The organism is Paenibacillus sp. LS-5, from assembly GCF_056121505.1.
The window spans coordinates 48984-68083 of sequence record NZ_JBWAVA010000010.1 but is presented as its reverse complement, the minus strand read 5'-3'; the positions used below and the strand labels follow the sequence as shown (position 1 = coordinate 68083).

The 19100-nt window shown below is 44.1% G+C and carries 9 protein-coding genes; 1 reads left to right on the top strand and 8 read right to left on the bottom strand.

Translation table 11 applies throughout. The features are described from left to right. Nucleotides 1-27: 27 nt before the first annotated feature. The 6 genes from AC0MA3_RS15855 to AC0MA3_RS15830 form a co-directional block, all read right to left on the bottom strand. Nucleotides 28-2763 carry an AMP-binding protein gene (locus AC0MA3_RS15855; protein WP_474656888.1) on the bottom strand — a complete coding sequence of 912 codons (2736 nt, stop codon included), beginning with the start codon at nucleotides 2761-2763 and terminating at the stop codon, nucleotides 28-30. A 231-nt stretch (nucleotides 2764-2994) separates the two neighbouring features. After that, nucleotides 2995-3756 (bottom strand): SDR family NAD(P)-dependent oxidoreductase, encoded by a 762-nt coding sequence (locus AC0MA3_RS15850; protein WP_474656887.1) that lies wholly within the window; start codon nucleotides 3754-3756, stop codon nucleotides 2995-2997. Nucleotides 3757-3922: 166 nt separating this feature from the next. After that, nucleotides 3923-4522: an anthranilate synthase component II gene (locus tag AC0MA3_RS15845; RefSeq protein ID WP_474656886.1), complete on the bottom strand. Its 600-nt coding sequence runs from the start codon at nucleotides 4520-4522 to the stop codon at nucleotides 3923-3925. Further along, complete coding sequence (locus tag AC0MA3_RS15840) at nucleotides 4494-5918, bottom strand: anthranilate synthase component I family protein (RefSeq protein WP_474656885.1); 1425 nt, start codon at nucleotides 5916-5918, stop codon at nucleotides 4494-4496. Before AC0MA3_RS15840 ends, AC0MA3_RS15845 begins: the two co-directional genes overlap by 29 nt. Continuing rightward, nucleotides 5915-7237 carry a phenylacetate--CoA ligase family protein gene (locus tag AC0MA3_RS15835; RefSeq protein ID WP_474656884.1) on the bottom strand — a complete coding sequence of 441 codons (1323 nt, stop codon included), beginning with the start codon at nucleotides 7235-7237 and terminating at the stop codon, nucleotides 5915-5917. The genes AC0MA3_RS15840 and AC0MA3_RS15835 overlap by 4 nt, the downstream gene beginning before the upstream one ends. After that, nucleotides 7234-12747, bottom strand: a complete 5514-nt coding sequence (locus AC0MA3_RS15830; protein WP_474656883.1) for an AMP-binding protein — start codon at nucleotides 12745-12747, stop codon at nucleotides 7234-7236. The genes AC0MA3_RS15835 and AC0MA3_RS15830 overlap by 4 nt, the downstream gene beginning before the upstream one ends. 1296 nt (nucleotides 12748-14043) lie before the next feature. Here AC0MA3_RS15830 and AC0MA3_RS15825 point away from each other — a divergent pair. Beyond that, entirely contained in the window at nucleotides 14044-14541 is a 498-nt protein-coding gene (locus AC0MA3_RS15825; RefSeq protein ID WP_379162635.1) for a cysteine hydrolase family protein, read from the top strand. A gap of 342 nt (nucleotides 14542-14883) precedes the next feature. Here AC0MA3_RS15825 and AC0MA3_RS15820 read toward each other — a convergent pair whose 3' ends face one another. Both AC0MA3_RS15820 and AC0MA3_RS15815 read right to left on the bottom strand, forming a co-directional pair. Beyond that, nucleotides 14884-17802, bottom strand: a complete 2919-nt coding sequence (locus tag AC0MA3_RS15820) for a non-ribosomal peptide synthetase (RefSeq protein ID WP_474656882.1) — start codon at nucleotides 17800-17802, stop codon at nucleotides 14884-14886. A gap of 12 nt (nucleotides 17803-17814) precedes the next feature. After that, nucleotides 17815-19041 carry an aminotransferase class V-fold PLP-dependent enzyme gene (locus tag AC0MA3_RS15815; RefSeq protein WP_474656881.1) on the bottom strand — a complete coding sequence of 409 codons (1227 nt, stop codon included), beginning with the start codon at nucleotides 19039-19041 and terminating at the stop codon, nucleotides 17815-17817. Nucleotides 19042-19100 lie beyond the last annotated feature (59 nt).

Genomic DNA, 19100 nt, shown 5'->3' with positions numbered 1-19100 from the left:
CTATGGTATTAAGGCTCTAAATCTAAATTACAACATGTTGCAAAGAGACTTTATATCTACCTTCCCATTTCCAGTAAGCGGTATTTCGGAAACCGAAATAATACGATTAGGAATCATATATAAAGGCAGTTTCTTCGATAATTCAGAACGGATTTGCCGTTTAATGTCTTGAGCATTACTGCAAACTACGGCACAAATCAAGCGTGTACGACCATTTTGCATCTTATCGATAAATGCAACTGAATTCGAAATATCAGGGTGCATATTTATATATTTTTCTATTTCTCGCAAGTCAATTCTATAACTATTATGCTTAATTTCACTTGTAACTCTTCCTACTATATAAATGAGATTGTCCGAACCCAAGTACCCTAAATCTCCTGTTTTGTATACGATTCCCCCCACTTCTTCATTCCAAACAAAGGAATCCTTTGTTTGTTCATCACTAAGGTAACCTTTTGCGAGACCTTCTCCCGCTATACAAATCTCTCCCAAAACCCGAAAGTCACACATACCTCCTTTTGAATCGATAACATATAGCCGCTGATTGGCAAGCGGTAGCCCGTATGGTATAGATGAAACATTTTCATAAGATGAACAATCATAGTAATTTGACCAGATAGAAGCTTCTGTTGCCCCTCCTAGAGCAAATAATTGAACGCGACCATATTTAGAAAACAATTCTTCAACCATTTTCTTAGGAACAAAATCCCCGCTAACTAATATCCCCCTCAATTTTTCAAACCTACATTTCAGTAAAAATTCTTTCGCTAAAGCAGGCGTTGAATTCCAGATGGTGATTTTATTGTAATAGTTATGTTCAAAAAACCAAACGTGGTCATAGATATCTACAAAAACAATAGACATTCCGCTAATGATTGCTCCAAAAATATCGAAAATAGAAAGGTCAAAATATAAGTTTGAGATATTCATTACAGTATCTTTTGGAGTAATCTTAAACTTATCAATAATATCGTAGACTGTATTTAGGGCTGCTTTTTCTGTAATGATAATACCTTTCGGTTGTCCTGTTGTTCCAGAGGTATGTATGATATAAGATTCTTCGGTATCAATGAGCACATCTGTATCAGATACCTTGATTAATTCACCATCTTTAAAATAAATGTAGTTTTGTAAGCTCACAAGAATTTCTTCAGTCTTTTCTTCTCCAAATTTCTCATTTACCACACAAAAAGAATCATTAGTTAAAATAGATGCCAAAATACAAGTAATAGAATGAATATTCTTCTTTCCATTGAAGGCAATACGTACTTTATCTTTCAGATGGTTTTTTTTAATTTCCTTGATTTCCATAGCTTTTTGAGTAGCCAGACCATATATTTGACCGAAGGTATACTCTGTATTGTTAATTATCGCAAAAATTTTCTCTGAACATTCTGTCGATATTTTATCAAAGTGCCACCTTAATGTATCGAATTGAAAATTAGTTTTACATGTTTGAGCATTATAGTGCTCATATTTTGAAATTAATCCAGACTTCTTCGTATGATTATATATGGACACAATATCTTCAGTTGAGTTCAAAAATCCGCAAATCACAGAACAGTATTCAGAAAACATTGCATTAATGATAGTGGTCTCAAACATATCACTTCGATAGTCCCAAGAGATATTCAACCCCCCGCTTATATTTTTAGCCTGAAAATCGAGGTACACCTGAGGAGTTTGGGAAACAAAATAATCTAACTTAAATACATCGCCAAACAAATCATCATTCTCATTGAATAACATAGAGGTGAACACAATGGGCATAGTTGCAGAAACGGACTTCTTGTTCATTTCACGCATGATTTCCTTTACTTCGAAGTGCTTATATTTCAAAGCATCAACAAGACTTAATTTTACTTTTTGTATATTCTCTTTAAAGCTTTTTTCAAAATCAAAACTTGTCTGCAACAAGAATGAAGATGTAAAATTACCTATCGTTTTATAATAATTTTCGCCTTTTGGACGATTGAAAGAAGTGACATTAATTGATAAGTTTTGCTCTTTGGACCACTTAGAGAGAATTAGTGAATATGCGGTAAGAAGCAGATCAGTTACAGAAAAAGATACCTGATCTGCTTTGCTTTTAAGCCGAGCATATAGCTCATGATTGAGAGTGAACTCTTTACGCAATAACTCAATATCTGTTGTTTGCTCAATCGGATAATTTATTTGTGGTGCGGGGTAGATATGCTCAATGTTATTTATGTAGTAATCTCTTGATATTTCATAGAGCTTACTATCCCTTATTTCTTGATAAAAGTCCTGCATATGTAATAATTCATTTGAATAATCATAAATTGACATGAGCGGATTAGATAAAAACAACTTTAACTGTCTAATCAGCTCATATACACTCAAGCCATCAGCAATCAACTGATCTATACTGAAAGCAACCCTGAGAATACCATTACCTCTGATCGCCTCCATTGTAAAGAAAGGATAATCATACACTTCATATTTTTTATGCGACAATTCCTTGCGTTTCAGCTCTATTAATGATTGCTCATCGAACTGACTATCAATAACCTTGATTTTATAATTTAGAGTTTCTTCGATCAAAAAATTTTCTTTATCAAAAACTCTTGCTTTTAACATTGGTTGTGAAGCAATTACCTTATTAAAAGCTTCTTCCAAATCTCTTATCTGACCCTTATAGAGCAATTCAATGTAAAGATGCGTGCCTGTTCCTCCTTGGAAGTCATCCTCTTTAGACATCAAATAAGCTTTTTGTACTTCTGTCATTTTTATATACATACCTTATCATTCTCCTTGTTTTAGAGTGTTGCTTGGGTTTAACCGCAAAAGAAAGCGGCGACCTATACCGGAAAATGGATATACTTATCAGGTCTAAAGAGCGAAGGAAGATACGGTGGGGAGAAGAATTTTAACTCATCGCGTTATAATTCCAAGAGGATTGTAGCCTACTGTGTGTTACATGGGGAGCAACCATTAGATATGCTTCATCGCAAAATAGCATAACCTTCACTAACCAACGAACATTGCCCCGTTTACGTCAAGTACTGCGCCACAAATATAGGAGGCCTGCTCACTACACAGAAAACAGATCGTCGCAACCTGCTCTTGCACAGTCGACGGACGTCCGATCGGGATACGTTCTAGAATCGATGCTCGCTTCTCCTCACTGAATTCAGACCACATGACCTCCACACGTTCGGTAAGCGTCAATCCTGGGGCGACGGCGTTCACGGTGATCCCATAGGGTGCCAACTCAAATGCGCATTGTCGTGTAAATCCAATGAGGGCTGCTTTGGCAGCAGTGAAATCCGCCCCACCAAAGAAGGTATAGGTTCTCCCAGCCACGGCTGAGATATTAACCACTCGTCCCCAACCGCGCTTTTTCATTCCAGGAATTACAGCACGTGTACAATTAAACACGCTTCGTAAATTCAATTCAAACGTTGAGTTCCAGTCACTATCCTCAATCGTCTCGATCAATTTCGAATGCAGACTTCCTCCCACTGAGTTGACCAGAATATCTACCTGTCCAAATTCCTTATTTATAGACTGGAATGCCTGGTTAACCTGGTCAGCGTTGGTGACATCAACCTCGTAACACATCGAACCGTCTAGCGACCGAAGACTGTCGAAATTCTTGTCCAGTAGCACAACCTGACATCCGCTTGTCGCCAACTGTGCCGCGACAGCACGCCCGATCCCGTTTGCTGCACCAGTAACTATTGCTACACGTTCTTTCATTAGAACCCCTTTCCGGCAAAGAACTATCAAGCCCCAAGCCTTACATTAATATTGCTTCACAAATAATAGTATGAACTGAATAATCAAGATAACAGTTAGTGCCTTCCATCGCACTCCACTAATCAATTCGTTTTGGATGTATGTATCATTTCATTTGCTTGCATCATTTCATTTCAATATGAGGTATTTCCATGATTCAGATCAGATCCACCGTCTGGAGCCTGTGGTCAGCCAGTGCCAGTGAGTTTCGTATCATTGTGATCCCGTGCTCCGTTCCGATGCTCTCGGGATGAAACTGCACACCTTCAATTGGTCTTGTACGATGACGCACTCCCATTACCACGCTATCTCCTTCAGCAATGGCGGAAGTAACTAGTTCGTTTCCCGTACCGGGATCAGAGATAGCCAGTGAGTGGTACCGAACTACAGCGACAGGTGATGGGACGTTACAAAAGATACCTTGTCCATCGTGCTGCACCTGCGCTTTCTTGCCGTGTTCGATAGTAGGTGCATGTATGAGCTTCCAGCCGAAAAACTCCCCAATGGCTTGATGACCCAAACAGACACCGAACATAGCCTGATGTTCACCTGCTGCACGGATTATTTCTGGATAACCATGTTCCTGCGGTGTTCCCGGACCTGGCCCCAAGACAAGTAGTTGAGGCTTCCATAGCTGGTACTGACTAATTGGATCATCATTCACACGTACCACTTTCGTTTGTGCGCCTACCTTCTCGTAATACTGTGCAATGACGTATACAAAGCTATCAAAGGCATCTATCAATAATATTCTCATGTGCCCCTCCTATCGCTCTGGCAAAAGACTGTATCTTCGCACCCGCCTCGTCCCATTCAGCCGATGCCTGTGAGTCAGCTACAATACCCGCAGCAGCCTGCAACACGTAGCGACCCGAGTCGCCGACGATCGTTCGGATGGTCAGGGCGAGCACACCATTATCTTTCCCCGTAATATAACCAGAACACCCTGTATACACCCCGCGCGCCGTCCCTTCGAGATCGGCGATGATCTCCATCGCACGAACCTTGGGTGCACCCGTCATTGTCCCCGCAGGGAAATTTGCTGCAATCAAGTCCCAGATGTCGCAATTCGCGCGGACCGGGGTTTCAACAGTCGAGACTAAATGAAAAAGCGGACCATAGGCATCCAACTGCATAAATGAGGTTACGTGCACACCTCCTGGAATAGCACAACGCGCTAAGTCATTGCGCGCCAGATCCACAAGCATCAGATGCTCGGCCACCTCCTTGGGAATGTGGTCCAGGCGATTGCCACGCTGATCTTCCTGCGCCATTGTTCCCGCAATGGGGCGAACCTGAACGACACCATCGCCACTACGGAGCATTAACTCTGGGCTGGATGACACTATATGCCGGTCTCCAAGGTCCAAGTAATACATGTAGGGAGCCGGATTAGTTGACGCAAGTCGTTCATAGAGGTCCACTGGAGGAATCGTAGTACTCGATACTGCCCGCCGACATAATTGAACTTGGTAGATATCACCAGCATGTATATGTTCTTTGGCCCGATTAACCATTGCGCAGAATGTACTCCGGTCCGTCAAATCCCGCAGGACTCCCGAATCCCAGGAGCCAATCGGAGATGAATCCTTTTCGGGATCAATAAGTGCTGCGACTAAATTTGCGATGTCTGTGACCTCATCTTGTCTGGTCTTCAAAACATCGATTTCGGCCTCACTTTCAGCACCATTGTAGCGTACGACGTATCTGTAGACGCGCAATATCACCTCCGGTTCACCCTTCTCGATAGCCATCCCCGGTAAATGTTCAACAAAACGAGCTGCGCTATAGGCCATGACCAGCACGAGCGGGTAACCCTCTGGCAACGCGAGAATTTGCGTCACATGCCGCAGGCGTTCCAACAAGGGCTTAGTGTCGTCACTCACCACTGCTCTACATTCAGTGATTTTCATCTCAAAGGGTCCGCTGCCGTACACATGCCAATTGCCATCCACTAGCTTGATCTCAAACAGTAAATCGACCATAAACATTGTTTGTGATCCATCGACAGCTTGAAAACCAGCACCCGTCTCGAACAAGGCCGGTCGAGGGTACAAACCTAGTACACGCCGTCGTACATGCGCTACCTGCTCAGCTCCAGGAACCACACATCGCTCGATGACCCATGAGCTTTTCGAATCTTGCTTGATCATGGTGTTAGCCTCCAATCTCGGATGCGGGCGTGTTTCCATGAGATATAGGCTCCTGTCTCCGTCTGCGGATCTAACTGATTTGACAACTGCAACCTAACCGGGACACCAAAATCACCCGCAAGCTGCTTTTCAATCTGATCAATTGACTGATTCCCGACCTGGGAGACCATCGCTATTTCTAATTCGTCAGTACCATTTTTCGCAACCCTTACATTAACTTGATATCCCCAAACCTGATCGGCTGCCTTTAAAATAGCCGATTCAATTGACGCAGGATACATCTGGCGGCCACCGATTGTCATAACATCGTCAACCCGACCAAAGATCCGTATGCACCGGGACTGACTGCCACACTTGCAAACACTCGACGGGTAAATGCAAGCCAAATCACCTGTGCGAAATCGGATTAATGGCTTAGCACCAGGCACAAGCATCGTAAGGCACAGTTCACCCACATCGCCATCAGCACCATTATTAGGTATAATTTCTGCAATATAGTTAGTCTCGGAAAGATGCAGATTCCCTTCTGAACAACCTGTAGCAACTGCATGTGCCTCTTGCGACCCATATAGACCATGAGTACAATGCGCATCCCAGACTCGGGAAATGTTCGAAAGCATCTCAGGTGTGCACAACTCTCCAAGTACAAGGATCTGCCCCACCGAGGTCTTATGCGGATCAATCCCAAGGCTCCTATAGAAACGAGCGAGAGCAAGAGCCACTGCAGGTGAGCAGATTAGTGACCGGACTCCAAGATCAGTAATGAGTTGAGCAGCTTTTTCAAGGCCTACCCGCGGGCTCTCGGGCCATAATCGTACAAATGGAATACCTAGATTCCGACATACCTCTCCATAGGTATCCCCGAACGCGTATAACTCCGATGGTCCCATGATCGCAGTAAGAGCACTCATCGTACCAAATGTGGACTGATACACCTCTTTCACCGCATTCTGAACGTAAGCCCCACTTGTCTCGATATCAATTGGTGCTCGTGGGCAAGGTGTTGATTTCCCAGTCGTCCCCGTTGTCTCATAGTACGTTGCAATTTCATCGAAGGGGACACAACAGACCGCAGTATTAACAGAACGTAGATCACTCTTAGTAGTGAAAGCGACCCCGTCGAGAACCTTGAATTGACTTGGAGAATCCACCTTAGTACGCAGATGATCACGGTAAAACGGGGATTGTGCCTGAACGTACCCCAATATTTCTTGCGTGCGTAACTCGCTCTTCTGTTGCAACTCTTGTAGCTTCGTTTGCCTATTCAGATATGCAGTGACGATTTGGAGCCATTCTTGATCTAATTGGTTTTTGGTCATGACTCTATTCTTTCTACAAGATCATTGGCGAACTCACCAATGGTCTCAGTCAGCATGATACTTTCAATTGAAACCGTTGTCGATAATTGGGCCTCCAATTCATTTTTGATCTTCATCGCAGCCAGTGAGTCGCCACCCAAGTCAAAAAAATTGTCTTCTGGTAGAACTACTGATTGGGAGAGTTGGTCGGAAATCACACGTACGACCTGTCGCAAAATGGTTTGTTGACTCTTATTGTTTAATTCTGTCATATTAATCCTCCTTAATAGTATTTCTCTCAATATCCTTACATCCACCTTGCCATTATTCGATAATGGTAGTTGCGGTACTTGCTGGATGGTCTTTGGCACCATGTAGCTAGGTAAGCGGCGTGTGAGTTCCTTGATGATAATGGGATCAAGATCGGCTTCCCCAATATAAGCCAGTGCAATCTGCTCTGGTCTCCCATCTGGCCCGGGCAATGAAAAGGCACAGGCTTGCAATACCCCCGCGCAGGTTTGAGCCGCGCTCTCTATCTCGTCAAGCTTAATTCTGATCCCTTTGATCTTGATCTGGTTATCGATCCGTCCAAGGAATTCTATCTCTCCATTGGGGAGGTAACGGCCCAAGTCGCCTGTCCGGTACATCCGGCGTCCAGTCCGAGGGTGGCAAACAAATGCACGCTGCGTAAGTTCTGGTTGTCCTATGTATCCACGTGCTAATGATATGTCACTTTCTACCAGTATTTCACCGGGCACCCAATCCGGGCGATCAACCCAATCTTCGGTGAGGATATGATATTTGGAATTCCTCATCGGAGAGCCATAAATAACTGAACAACAAATGCTACCTTCGCTATCATCGATTTCATGGATCACTGACCAGTTTGTGGTCTCAGTTGTGCCACCACACGAGAATATCCGAGCAGATGGGAAAACAGTTCGAGCTCGTGGCAATAACGACAGCGGGATCCTGTCACCAGCCATCACGATGTTGGTTACAGACTCAATTAGATGTACATTAGTCACTGCTTCAGCCACGCAGCATATGAGTTCCATGACGGCGGGAACACATGCCCAAAATGTCACCTTATATTGGCGGTGTAGTCGCAGCCAAGTTTCAGGATCTGGACCGGCGGTATGTTCAGGTACAACGACGGAACCGCCATGTACTAAAGGACCAAAAATATCGAAGACTGACATGTCAGAGTGTAATGCTGATGTAGCAAGATGTCGGGTGGACTCTTTCAAACCAAAATGCTCAACAACATCGAATATGTAGTTCACCACTGCAGTTTCCGAAATCTCAACACCTTTAGATTCGCCAGTGGAAACCGAGGTGAACATCACATATGGTGAATAGTCTTCTCGAATAGGTTCGATAACGAAATCCGTACTTTGTTGAGTCCAACTGCCAAGACTAGCAGTCGCGTATTCGATCTTGTATACACCAGTAGGCACCGGGATATCCGTTGGAGCAATCACAATGCGTACGCCGGCTTGTGCAATCATCGTCCGTACCCGCTCAAGCGATAGATCGATGTCAATGGGGACATAACCAACCCCAGCTAACAAGCAACCATAAACCGCTGCATAGTGCACGGCACCCTTAGGCAGCAGAATCCCAACGAACCGGTCATTCGAGTCACAAACCTGCTGAACCAACATTTTGACATGTGCAGCTGCACGACCGATCTCACCCCAAGTATATGTGCCGTGGGCATCAATGACGGCTGTTTCATTCGCACAACCTACGAGGCGCTCTAGCAGAAGATCACGCAAGTGCACCTCAGGAACCAGTTCTTGCGTTGCGTTGACCGCGTTTCGTACAGCGATCTGTGTCGCTGGTCGAAGGTCGAGCCAAGTATGCTTCCAAATTTCAGGATCATCTGCAAGCTGTTGTAACAACCCACAGAATGAGTCAAACATCGCCTCAATCACATCAGGACGAATGACCCCCGTGAGGTAGTCCCATTTGAAATACAGCGTGCCCTCTGACTCTCGGATTTGGACATCAAGAGTCACCTGTGGAGTCTGTGAGACCCCAAATACCTCCCGACCCAACTGAGAAACATCATGTCGGCCCGGGTGCCCGAGAAGACTGGTCAACACTATTGGCATCAATGGCTCACGCCCAGTCCGGCGAATCCGAGACAGCTCACGCAAAACCTCAACCCCAGTAAACAGCCGATGGTCAAGTGCCTGCCAAATCGCATCCTGTAACCGCCGACCACGAACTTGGAGCGTATCGCCAGTAGCATTTTCGTAGGGTACAAGTAATGTATTCGTGAAATCCCCAACCACTAAATCAATATCATCACTGACTGGCATCCGATCTGAGATGGGGAAATTCAAGGTAAACTGATCTTCTTCGCTCCAGCAACGCAACACTTCACACAAGACCAAGGCTACAACCCCAGAGGGAGAGATTCTTCGTTCTTGAGCTTGGGCTTTGAGACGGTCCCAAGACTCCTTCCCAAGTGTTCCCTCATGTCTTTCGAACCTTACTAATGAGGTAGACTCCCCTTGTTCAAGTTGCGGCAACTTTGGGGCAGCCGGCAACTCATGGATTTTTTGTAACCAGTACTCACGGTGAGCACGGTATTGTGCACTCTGCCTTACTTTGTACCGATATACGACATAGTCTTGGAATGTGGTCTGAATCCTCGGTAATTGAGGTTTTTCTTTAATATACAGGTCAATCAAATCAGGGATAATTACTTGGAAGATCGACCATGCATCGGCGATTAGCAAGTCAATGCAGAAATGAATTCTGCTTGATTGTGCACTGATCCGGCTCACAACGAATCGAAATAGAGGCCATTTCGCTGTCCCAATTTCATCGTTTGCCATACGGCAACGTATCTTGTTAATCTCGTTGTTAATCTCGATCGGTAAAAGCTGACTTAGATCTATGAACTCCACTGCCTGCCTACCATCGACAGTTCCTACTCTTTGGCAACCTGCATCATCAATTGTCATTCGAAGTGTTGGGTGGCGATCGACCAGCATGCCTATCGCACGAACAAACCGGTCACAATCCAGATCCTCCACCTCCCACTCGAAGTACCCTTGACAACCTACACCGCCATATTTGAAATCAGAGCCACGACCTATCCATAAAGCCTGCTGGTTTTCATTCAGCTCGAAGGGCTCTAATTGTTGATCAGCCGGCAGGTTTTCAAATACTGGTAAATTAGTAGTATGTGAGGTATTAGCTAGTCGTATAAGATTCGAAAATACCGGGTTTTCAAGAAAGGCACTCATCTCAATGTGAATTCCATACTTGCAAGTCAATTCCCCCATCATACGCATAGCTCGCAAAGAATCTCCGCCAGATTGAAAGAAATCAGACTCAAGAGTTGCCTCATCACATCTAGTCCAAGTCAACCAGCAGTCACGCAACGCAATCTCGGTTTTTGTAGTCGGGAAAAAAGGTGTGTATGTTGTATCTCGCTCGACTGGACAAGCTCGTAACGCAGTGTAGTCCACCTTGCCATTGTGTCCTAGCGGTAACTCTATCGTATTAATCCGGCTAGGTTGAGCGGCAGGATGCAATTGTTCCATAAGATACTTACGAACCTCATCCTTGACATCAACAGTATTAGGAGCCGGCTCAATGAAAAGTTCTAGTATTGCCCCAGCATTATCGGTGAAGCAAATGGCAGCAGCTTTTGCCACACCTGGAACTTTGAGAGCAGTGATCTCTACTTCAGCTAAGTCGACCCTATGCCCGCGAATCTTCACAAGTGCGTCTGACCGGCCGAAAATCTCGACGGTTCCATCCAATCTCATTCGTGCTCGGTCTCCGGAAATGTATTGCAACGTTGAAGTAGCGTCGAGTGTGTTTGGACGGAAAGATCTCTGAGTCTGATTGTAATCTACATAACCCATCGACAGCGTTTCACCAGTGATGATTAGTTCCCCAACGCAACACGCTGGCAACTCTTGTCCGGCACCATCAACCACGTACATGTTTGCACCAGGCACCGCGCGTCCAACTGTTGGTAACAACGTGCGCCTCGGACCAGATAGATCCTCAATCGAGACAACAGCAGCTTCTGCAGAACCATAGACGTTAAGCACCCGGTATTCAACGTTCGGCCACTGCTTGCACCGCTCACCTGCGATTAACATAGTGTGTAAATCAGTATGAAGTCCATTAGCCCAGAGCGCTTCAGCAATTGATGTCATAACCAGTGTGTGCGTAACATTGTTCTCGGTGAACCAGTGTGCCAGCATCTGAACATCCCGCAAGACATCAGGTGACGGGATGCAGACCGTGCCGCCGGCACATAGCACTGGTAGCGGATCCACTTCGATCATCCCGTACCCCGGCGATGACAGCCATGTTCCTCTAGAGTGTTCTCCTAACTTGGCAGCTTCAATGATAGCGTCAACTGTAGTGGTCATCCCGCGGTAGGATAGACAGACTGCCTTGGGCCGTCCGGTAGTTCCGGAGGTTCCGGCGATGAAGCACACTTCATTGTCAGTTTCGATCCACTCACCACGTTCCCGGTTGATCTGTGATTGCAGAATGATTCTATCGTCAATATCCAACACGGGAAAGTCCACTAGACTTCGTGCCCTGTCTGTCGCTGTGCCAACAGTAATTATGGCGTCAGGCCTGGATTCTTCCAGGAAATCTCGTATCCGATCATCGGGATGCGTCAAATCGATCAGCACACATGTACCACCCATACGTTGGACTGCAATTATGGAGACTAGATGTTTCCAACCCCGTTCCATGAAAAGGGCAAGTCTGGGATATGACTGATGGGTGGTTACTTGTTCGCGCACCTGCTGCACCACTGCTTCCGATGCATTCCAAAGTTCGTCATAGGTCAAGGTTTGACCACTCGTATCATCTATGATCGCCAAATCCGATGGTTTCTTTTGTTTGTGCCTGAAGATGCGTTCGACCATCGACTTACGCTGATGCAGTTCATATTTAGTACGTGTAGGTAGAGCGTCCACCGCAGGGACCACCCCAGGATTGAAGGCGCTCTCACATGCAAAGGCAGTGACTTTGCATAAATGCGCAAACATGTCCGACTCGATGCAGTCCCTCCTTACAGATAGCACACACCGACCATCTTGAACTAACAACCATACCGGTGACTCTTCAGGTGGGGTAATCTTCCCGTCCGTCACCTCAATGTCCACGGGAACCATGATATTATGTCTTGATAGTTCTGCGGTCTGGCGTAGTTCAATAATGAATGTGCGGGCGTCGCCCGCATCACGTAGCTTCGTTGTGTCGACCTCAAGGCAAGTTGCTGATCCACCGGTGTGTATCCCAACGTTTACCCGGCCTTCGGGACTGAGTAACAAGCCCAGAATTGCAGCGGCCACAATAAGTTCGTCAATGGATGCAACAAGCCCATCAGGTAAAATAATCCCCTCTTCGAATCGCTCAGACATTGTTGACTGGCTGGAGGCGTAGCGTCCGAATGCGTCCAAAATTGTCCGATTAATACTTGGAATTTCCTCCATCAGCCCATCAGTCCATTTTTGTTCGTTTGCAAACATTCGAATGATCCCCCATATAAATAGGTTAAAATTGCTATGTTTTCAGTTAAGATGTTGTCAGCCAAAATCAGTTAGTCCATTCTTTCCTACAAATCTATGACGGTGAAGAACACTGGTGCAATGTCTCTACAATACGTTAGAGCGACCACCGCTTTCGCTTCAGTACTTTATCAGTACATCTGCCAATGCATGAATCATTGTCCCTGTCCCTTCTCTTTATTTTGAAATAATTTCCTTAATATATTGAATATTACCATTGTAAAAAATTTTATCTTTTATGTAATTTTACATTTTTGTCATTTTACACCTTATTGTCATAGATTGCAAGTTTTGTAGTTCTTTGAGATAAATAAACGCCCAAAAAGCTGATTTGAGGGATTCATAGCTTGTAATTACCACCTCAAAAGTAGTTGAGCTCCCATGTACTTAAGAAATCAAAACTACGATATCAAAACTATGAAATGGGTGTGTTTATCCTTCAATCGCTGACTCGTACCAAGATAAAGACACTGGACATGCCAGAACATTTACAATTCAGTCGTTAAGAAATTCAAATAGAGTTACATGCAGGACTCAGAGTATCAGAAGTTTGTGGGTTGACATGGGCTTGTGTAGATATGACTGAGTCCTGAAGGTGCCACAGTGAAGCAGCTTGTAAGGAAACTTATAAGGTGTGAACGCTTTTTTATTGGGAAATCTATATTTACAGTAAATTGTTTATCAGCATAACTAAGTTTTTGGAAAATGGTAATAATGAGTGATTGTATGCAATACACATTGATCGCTAGGAATTGAGGCCTTACTGGCCAACGAGTTAGGAGAAAAATGGTGGATTTCCGGTCTCAGGAAAATCAGTTAAATCAACACTGTTTAGTGTCTCTAATTGTGAAAAAGCCATTGTTGAGCGTTTAAAAACGGTTCGTCATCAATCAGATATACTAGTAAAACCAGGCGCATTGTACAAATCTACTGTACTCACTAGTATCCTCTTGCCCAAAATTCAAAAGGGGAATTTTTATCCGTCTACAGTCCTTTAAGTTCTCTTGCCACAGGCATAGCCTGTGTTTCTTAAAACCAAATGAAAAAGCGAAACACGGCAATATCACATCTACTTTTCCCATGCACTGTCGTTCCGTAAAAAATTTACAATTTCAGGCTTGTCACCACTGTGAATTTATGATATATTTGTTAAATATAGGATCATATATCCGTGTAACTTTTTCGCTAACCGAAGTTTCAAAGACCAACGCGCGCCTGTCGCTCACAGGTAAATAAAAATTATTGGAGTGAACTACCATGGTAAAAGCCTTAGTAATAATAGACATTCAAAATGATATAACAAAGAATTACAAGGAGATAATTGATAATATAAATAACGCCATTGACTGGGCAGTTAGTAATGACATACATGTTATTTATATAAGACATGAAAATTTATCAGCCGGCACAAGGATTCTTAAGCCCAATACATATGGTTCTGAATTAGCTATAGACTTGAAAATAGTATCAACAAATGTTTTTACAAAATATAAAGGGAACGCTTTAACCAGTGAAGAATTTGCCAACTTTATTAATACTAATGAAATAAGTGAGTTATACATTGCAGGAGCAGATGCTACTGCTTGTGTTAAATCAACTTGTTATAATTTACTTAAGTCAAATTATGAAGTTACTGTCTTATCAGATTGCATTACCAGTTGGGATAAAAAGAAAATTCCAGAAATGATACAATATTATGAAAGTAAAGGCAGCAAAATAATTAGTTTGAGTGACCTGGTAGAGTCTGTCAAATAATCCTGATAAAAAACGAGAGCATGACTCTCGTTTTTTTTTATGTCTTTCTTGCCATAGCAAGACGAAGAACTACTTAAAACAATCAAAGTGATCTATAAAAAAATAAATTCAGATTAATTAAATTAAATAAATTGCCCCCAGCTCCTTACCGAGAGCAATTCTGTACTGCATAAAGTTTTGGTTCTGTATCCCTTCTGATGAGCAGACTAAGTTCATCTACGTTTCTTTTGCGAATATAGGTGACTGTTTCGGGTATAAATTCTTTACTCTGCTTGAAATAGTAGATCTTTATATGCCATATTCACGTTCTAATTTGGGATACGAATAATTCTATACTCATAGTCAGTCATGTCTGTCGGGACTGGGCCATGAACAGCGCTCAGGTGCCGGTAATGCATGACGATCCAGTTTGCCATGAGAGGTTGTCGGTAACTTCGCGAGCCACACAATCGAAGCTGGCACCATCCACTCAGGTAGTTTTACTCTGAGATGCTCCTTCAGCTGAAGAGGTGAGACGTCGATGGTGTGATTTCTCATCACCACGTACGCAATCAATCGCTTATCGCCCCCGTCTTCGCGACATACCACTACGCACTGTTCAACAGCTGCGTGAGCGGCAAGCGTCATTTCGATTTCTCCAAGATCAATTCGATGCCCACGAAGTTTTAGCTGATGGTCCTTTCGGCCAATATACTCCAATTCACCATCAGGCCGGTATCGCACAAGATCACCCGTTCGGTACATTCGTGTTTTTGTGTTGGCACTGAAACGATTCGGCAGAAAGCGCTCCGCTGTCAAATCCGGTCGATTCATGTAGCCACGTGCTAGTCCGTTTCCTGCGACATACAGCTCGCCAATCACACCGATAGGTACCCTCTGCTGATACTCATCAAGTACGTAAAGTTGACGATTTGCGATAGGTCGTCCTATAGTTACTGGATCTTCGAATCCCCTCTTAAACAGTGATACAGTAGTATAGGTGGTATCTTCAGATAAGCCATAGGCATTCCATATCTTTTCAAGCTTTGTAGCACCGAATATTCTCGTTGTTATCTGACGGGATAGAGGCTCTCCCGCTAATAGTGCTGCTCTCGTATTGGTCGAAACCCAACCTAATTCAGCGAGAGTACAAAGTGCCGAGGGTACCGTACTTAACAGCGATACTTCTGTAATCGCTTGAATGGACCGAAGTTGAAGAATATCGTCTACTATGATCACTGTGCCACCCCAACTCAACGGTGCATACAACTCGAAAATCGACATATCAAAGCAGATCGACGACGAAGCCAGTACACCAGAGAGTGTATCAAGACCAAATTCATCTCTTGCCCAGTACATCAACTCGATCACACTTCGATGTTCAATCTCAGCAGCTTTCGGAAAACCAGTCGAGCCTGATGTGAAAACAAGATATGCCACATTGCTTGATATTGTCTGACACTCTATGTTGTTGCGCTCGAACGTGTCGATAAGAGTCCACTCATCATCCAATCGAATCATTCGCCTATCTTCGAAAGAAAGCTGCTCGCTAATGATGGTGTCGGTTAGTATTATTTCCACCTTTGCATCATCCAACATAAAATAAAGTCGAGCCTTCGGATATTTTGGATCGAGTGGAACATAGCCTCCACCTGCTTTGAGAATTCCTAATAATCCTATCAGCATTAGATTGCTACGCTCCATGCAGATGCCGACAAGAACTTCGGGTCCGACTCCCAGTTTTCGCAAATACCGTGCAAGCTGATTACTGCGTTCATTCAATTGCTGATAGGTAAGCTGCTCGTTTTTGTTGATGCTTGCTATTCGCTCTGGTGTTCTCTGAGCCTGCTCCTCGAAGAGCTGTGACAGATTGTTCTTCAAGGGGAACTCTCGAGCCGTATCATTCCATTCATACAACAGCCGTTCATTCTCATCGGAGAGCCAGTGTGGGCTTGTGTGAACGGTTGTTAAGTCTCTCCCCATAGCTTGAAGTACGCTAGAATAGTAGCCGCCAAAAGCAATTACCTGCTCCTTGGTTACCAGGTCGTCACGATACTCTATCACACACTTAAGATCATTCATTCCGCCTATGTTCGAACCCGAAATGAATCGTACGATAAGTGAATTGTTATCGTAGCTGTCTTCAAAGATAACCGTTTCGTCATTATTATTGAGCAAGTAGCTCATATCAGCATATTCAGTGTAAGCAAAATCAACATCGAAGAGCTTCTTAGTATCATTCAACCCTGCGAGTGGGTGCTTCTCGAGTTCGTGTAGTATACCGAACGCCTCATGAACTCTTAAAGCGATATCATTCCATGTCTCCTGTGCACCCAATGTAAGCGCTAACGGTAGAACTCGAACATAGTTTCCGATGTCTGCCTGCTGATTGTCTGATGAGTAACGTGCGTCTGTGCAAATACCAGTCGTAATCGTCACTTGACCACTTAACAGACTAACCACTTTACAATGTGCTACGAATGACAACGTCTCTAGACTTGTGCCGCTCTTTCGTGCTGCGTCTATCAGAGCATCGCGAGTTTCGGTTGGGATGGTTATTTCTACTTTTCGAAGTGCACCTCCAATAGGTGCATATAACTTATTAGAATTGTTCAACACTAGGGTCTCACTCATCAGGTGACGATTTTCGTTCCAAAATGCTTGAGCATTTGCAGATATTGTCATGCTACGTTCTGTGGCGACAAATGTTTGATAGGATGTCACAGGCGCAAAATCTGGCAAAGGTTGACCGTCGAGCAACATGCAATAGTACCTGCACAGCTCATTCATCAGTGTCAGAACGCTCTGCTGATCAAGAAACGTCTCGATCAGATTTAGTGTCCACTTATTAACATCGAATAACTGAACATGAATACGCCACAGCGGAGCATTCTGCCACTTCCATGTGACGACCTCATTTCCTATCAAATTAACTATCTCTTGTATGGAAGGCAAACCCTCGTGCATGTTATCGAGCGAGATAGAAATATCGACATCACGATGCACGAGTTGCAAAGGTTCACTATAGTTGCTTATATCGAAAAATGTCCGCAACATCGGATGACAACGCGTCAAGTAATGAACAGCTTCTGTTAGTTTCGTCATATCAAAGAACAGATCCATATGATGCGATGTAATTCGCATACGATCACGTGGTAATATCGTGTCGCACACGAATGTCTGACAAACCGAAAGTGGGTATGCGTGTTCTACGTCTGCTGGCAGACGCTCAATGTCAGCCGCACAGAGTAGAGAATAAGGTTTGCGACTAATCCTATCCATAAGGGTAATCTCCTATTCCAGACTAGTGTTTAAAATATCACAAAGCTCGTCCACCTGTTGAATGTGTAATGTGTACGGAAATGCGATTCGCATCCAGGGTGTCTCTGGATCAATGGATAGCAATAATAGATACACTGAGTGCTGCTCTAAAAACTTACCTAGATCTTCAATCCCCCATCTCCAGCGATATCCCGAGTCCGGACGCACTGCTACAAACGAGGTCAATTCCATCCCGTTGCTATATCCAATTACAGATAATCGCGTTTGCATGCGTTGGATGAAATGATCCCGTAAGCGTACGGAGTGTGCACGCCAGTTTTCCAAACCAACTCTGTCTATGGCTCTGAGACTACTTACAAGACTGGCGAAGACGCGCACATTCGTAGTGGTGGCAGGAAAAGAACGGCTCCACGCATCATAGGAAACCTCTTCATCACTCACTGGTCTCGGTGTAATAATGATGCCGCATGGCTCAGGCGACAAAAGCCATTTGTGAACACTTATTACATAAGCCCAACATTTATGTATATCCATATCATAAATGTAGTTACCCGCTGCATGGGCACCGTCCAGTATGACATATAAAGATGAATCATCTATCCAACGTAAACGGCTAATAATTTCCTCCGTTCGAATAGCTAGCCCAGTGGCATAGCTGACCACACTCAGGATGAGTGCGGTAGGTTCACCGCTATTTTGCAGCTTGTCTTGAATCATATTGACCAGTTTTTTTTCCTGTTCACTACGTGATAAGAGATAATCCGTCGCTTCAAAATGCAACTGACATACATCAGCTTTTATGATGTTAGCCAACCAACGTGCAACAGCCAGCACAGACGGGTGCTCGAACGGTGACAATATGATACGAGACAATCCTTTAATTCTGCACAACGCAATTTCCAAACCTCTACACATGTTTGGAACAAATTCAATATTACAATGATCACGATCAGCGGACGAAAGAAGCGTATTGCGAATTCGTTCACGACATTCCAGCACGAGTGATAACAGAAACTTGCTACTTTCGTCGCTTCCAGGTATGTACTGTGCATATCGACGCATCAGTTCATTCGCACAATCAGCAATCTCGCCTTGTTGTGGTGCGACCGCAAACTTCCAAAAGTTCAGAGATTTTCTGTGCTCACTCTCGAGCGGTGTCGCTGCTGTAATACCGCCGAACCACGCTGTAGGTGAATCAACAACTTCTCCATTATGCGAGATTAATTCGTCAGATATCATTATTTTCTCCTGTTATTAAGATTATAAATAGCGAAAACTATTTTTCATTTTCTCATTTC

Bases quoted from the DNA above. Each gene is read 5' to 3' on its own strand.
- AC0MA3_RS15855 (WP_474656888.1), bottom strand. From the start codon at position 2,763: ATGTATATAAAAATGACAGAAGTACAAAAAGCTTATTTGATGTCTAAA.
- AC0MA3_RS15840 (WP_474656885.1), bottom strand. From the start codon at position 5,918: ATGATCAAGCAAGATTCGAAAAGCTCATGGGTCATCGAGCGATGTGTG.
- AC0MA3_RS15825 (WP_379162635.1), top strand. From the start codon at position 14,044: ATGGTAAAAGCCTTAGTAATAATAGACATTCAAAATGATATAACAAAG.
- AC0MA3_RS15835 (WP_474656884.1), bottom strand. From the start codon at position 7,237: ATGACCAAAAACCAATTAGATCAAGAATGGCTCCAAATCGTCACTGCA.
- AC0MA3_RS15845 (WP_474656886.1), bottom strand. From the start codon at position 4,522: ATGAGAATATTATTGATAGATGCCTTTGATAGCTTTGTATACGTCATT.
- AC0MA3_RS15815 (WP_474656881.1), bottom strand. From the start codon at position 19,041: ATGATATCTGACGAATTAATCTCGCATAATGGAGAAGTTGTTGATTCA.
- AC0MA3_RS15830 (WP_474656883.1), bottom strand. From the start codon at position 12,747: ATGTTTGCAAACGAACAAAAATGGACTGATGGGCTGATGGAGGAAATT.
- AC0MA3_RS15820 (WP_474656882.1), bottom strand. From the start codon at position 17,802: ATGGATAGGATTAGTCGCAAACCTTATTCTCTACTCTGTGCGGCTGAC.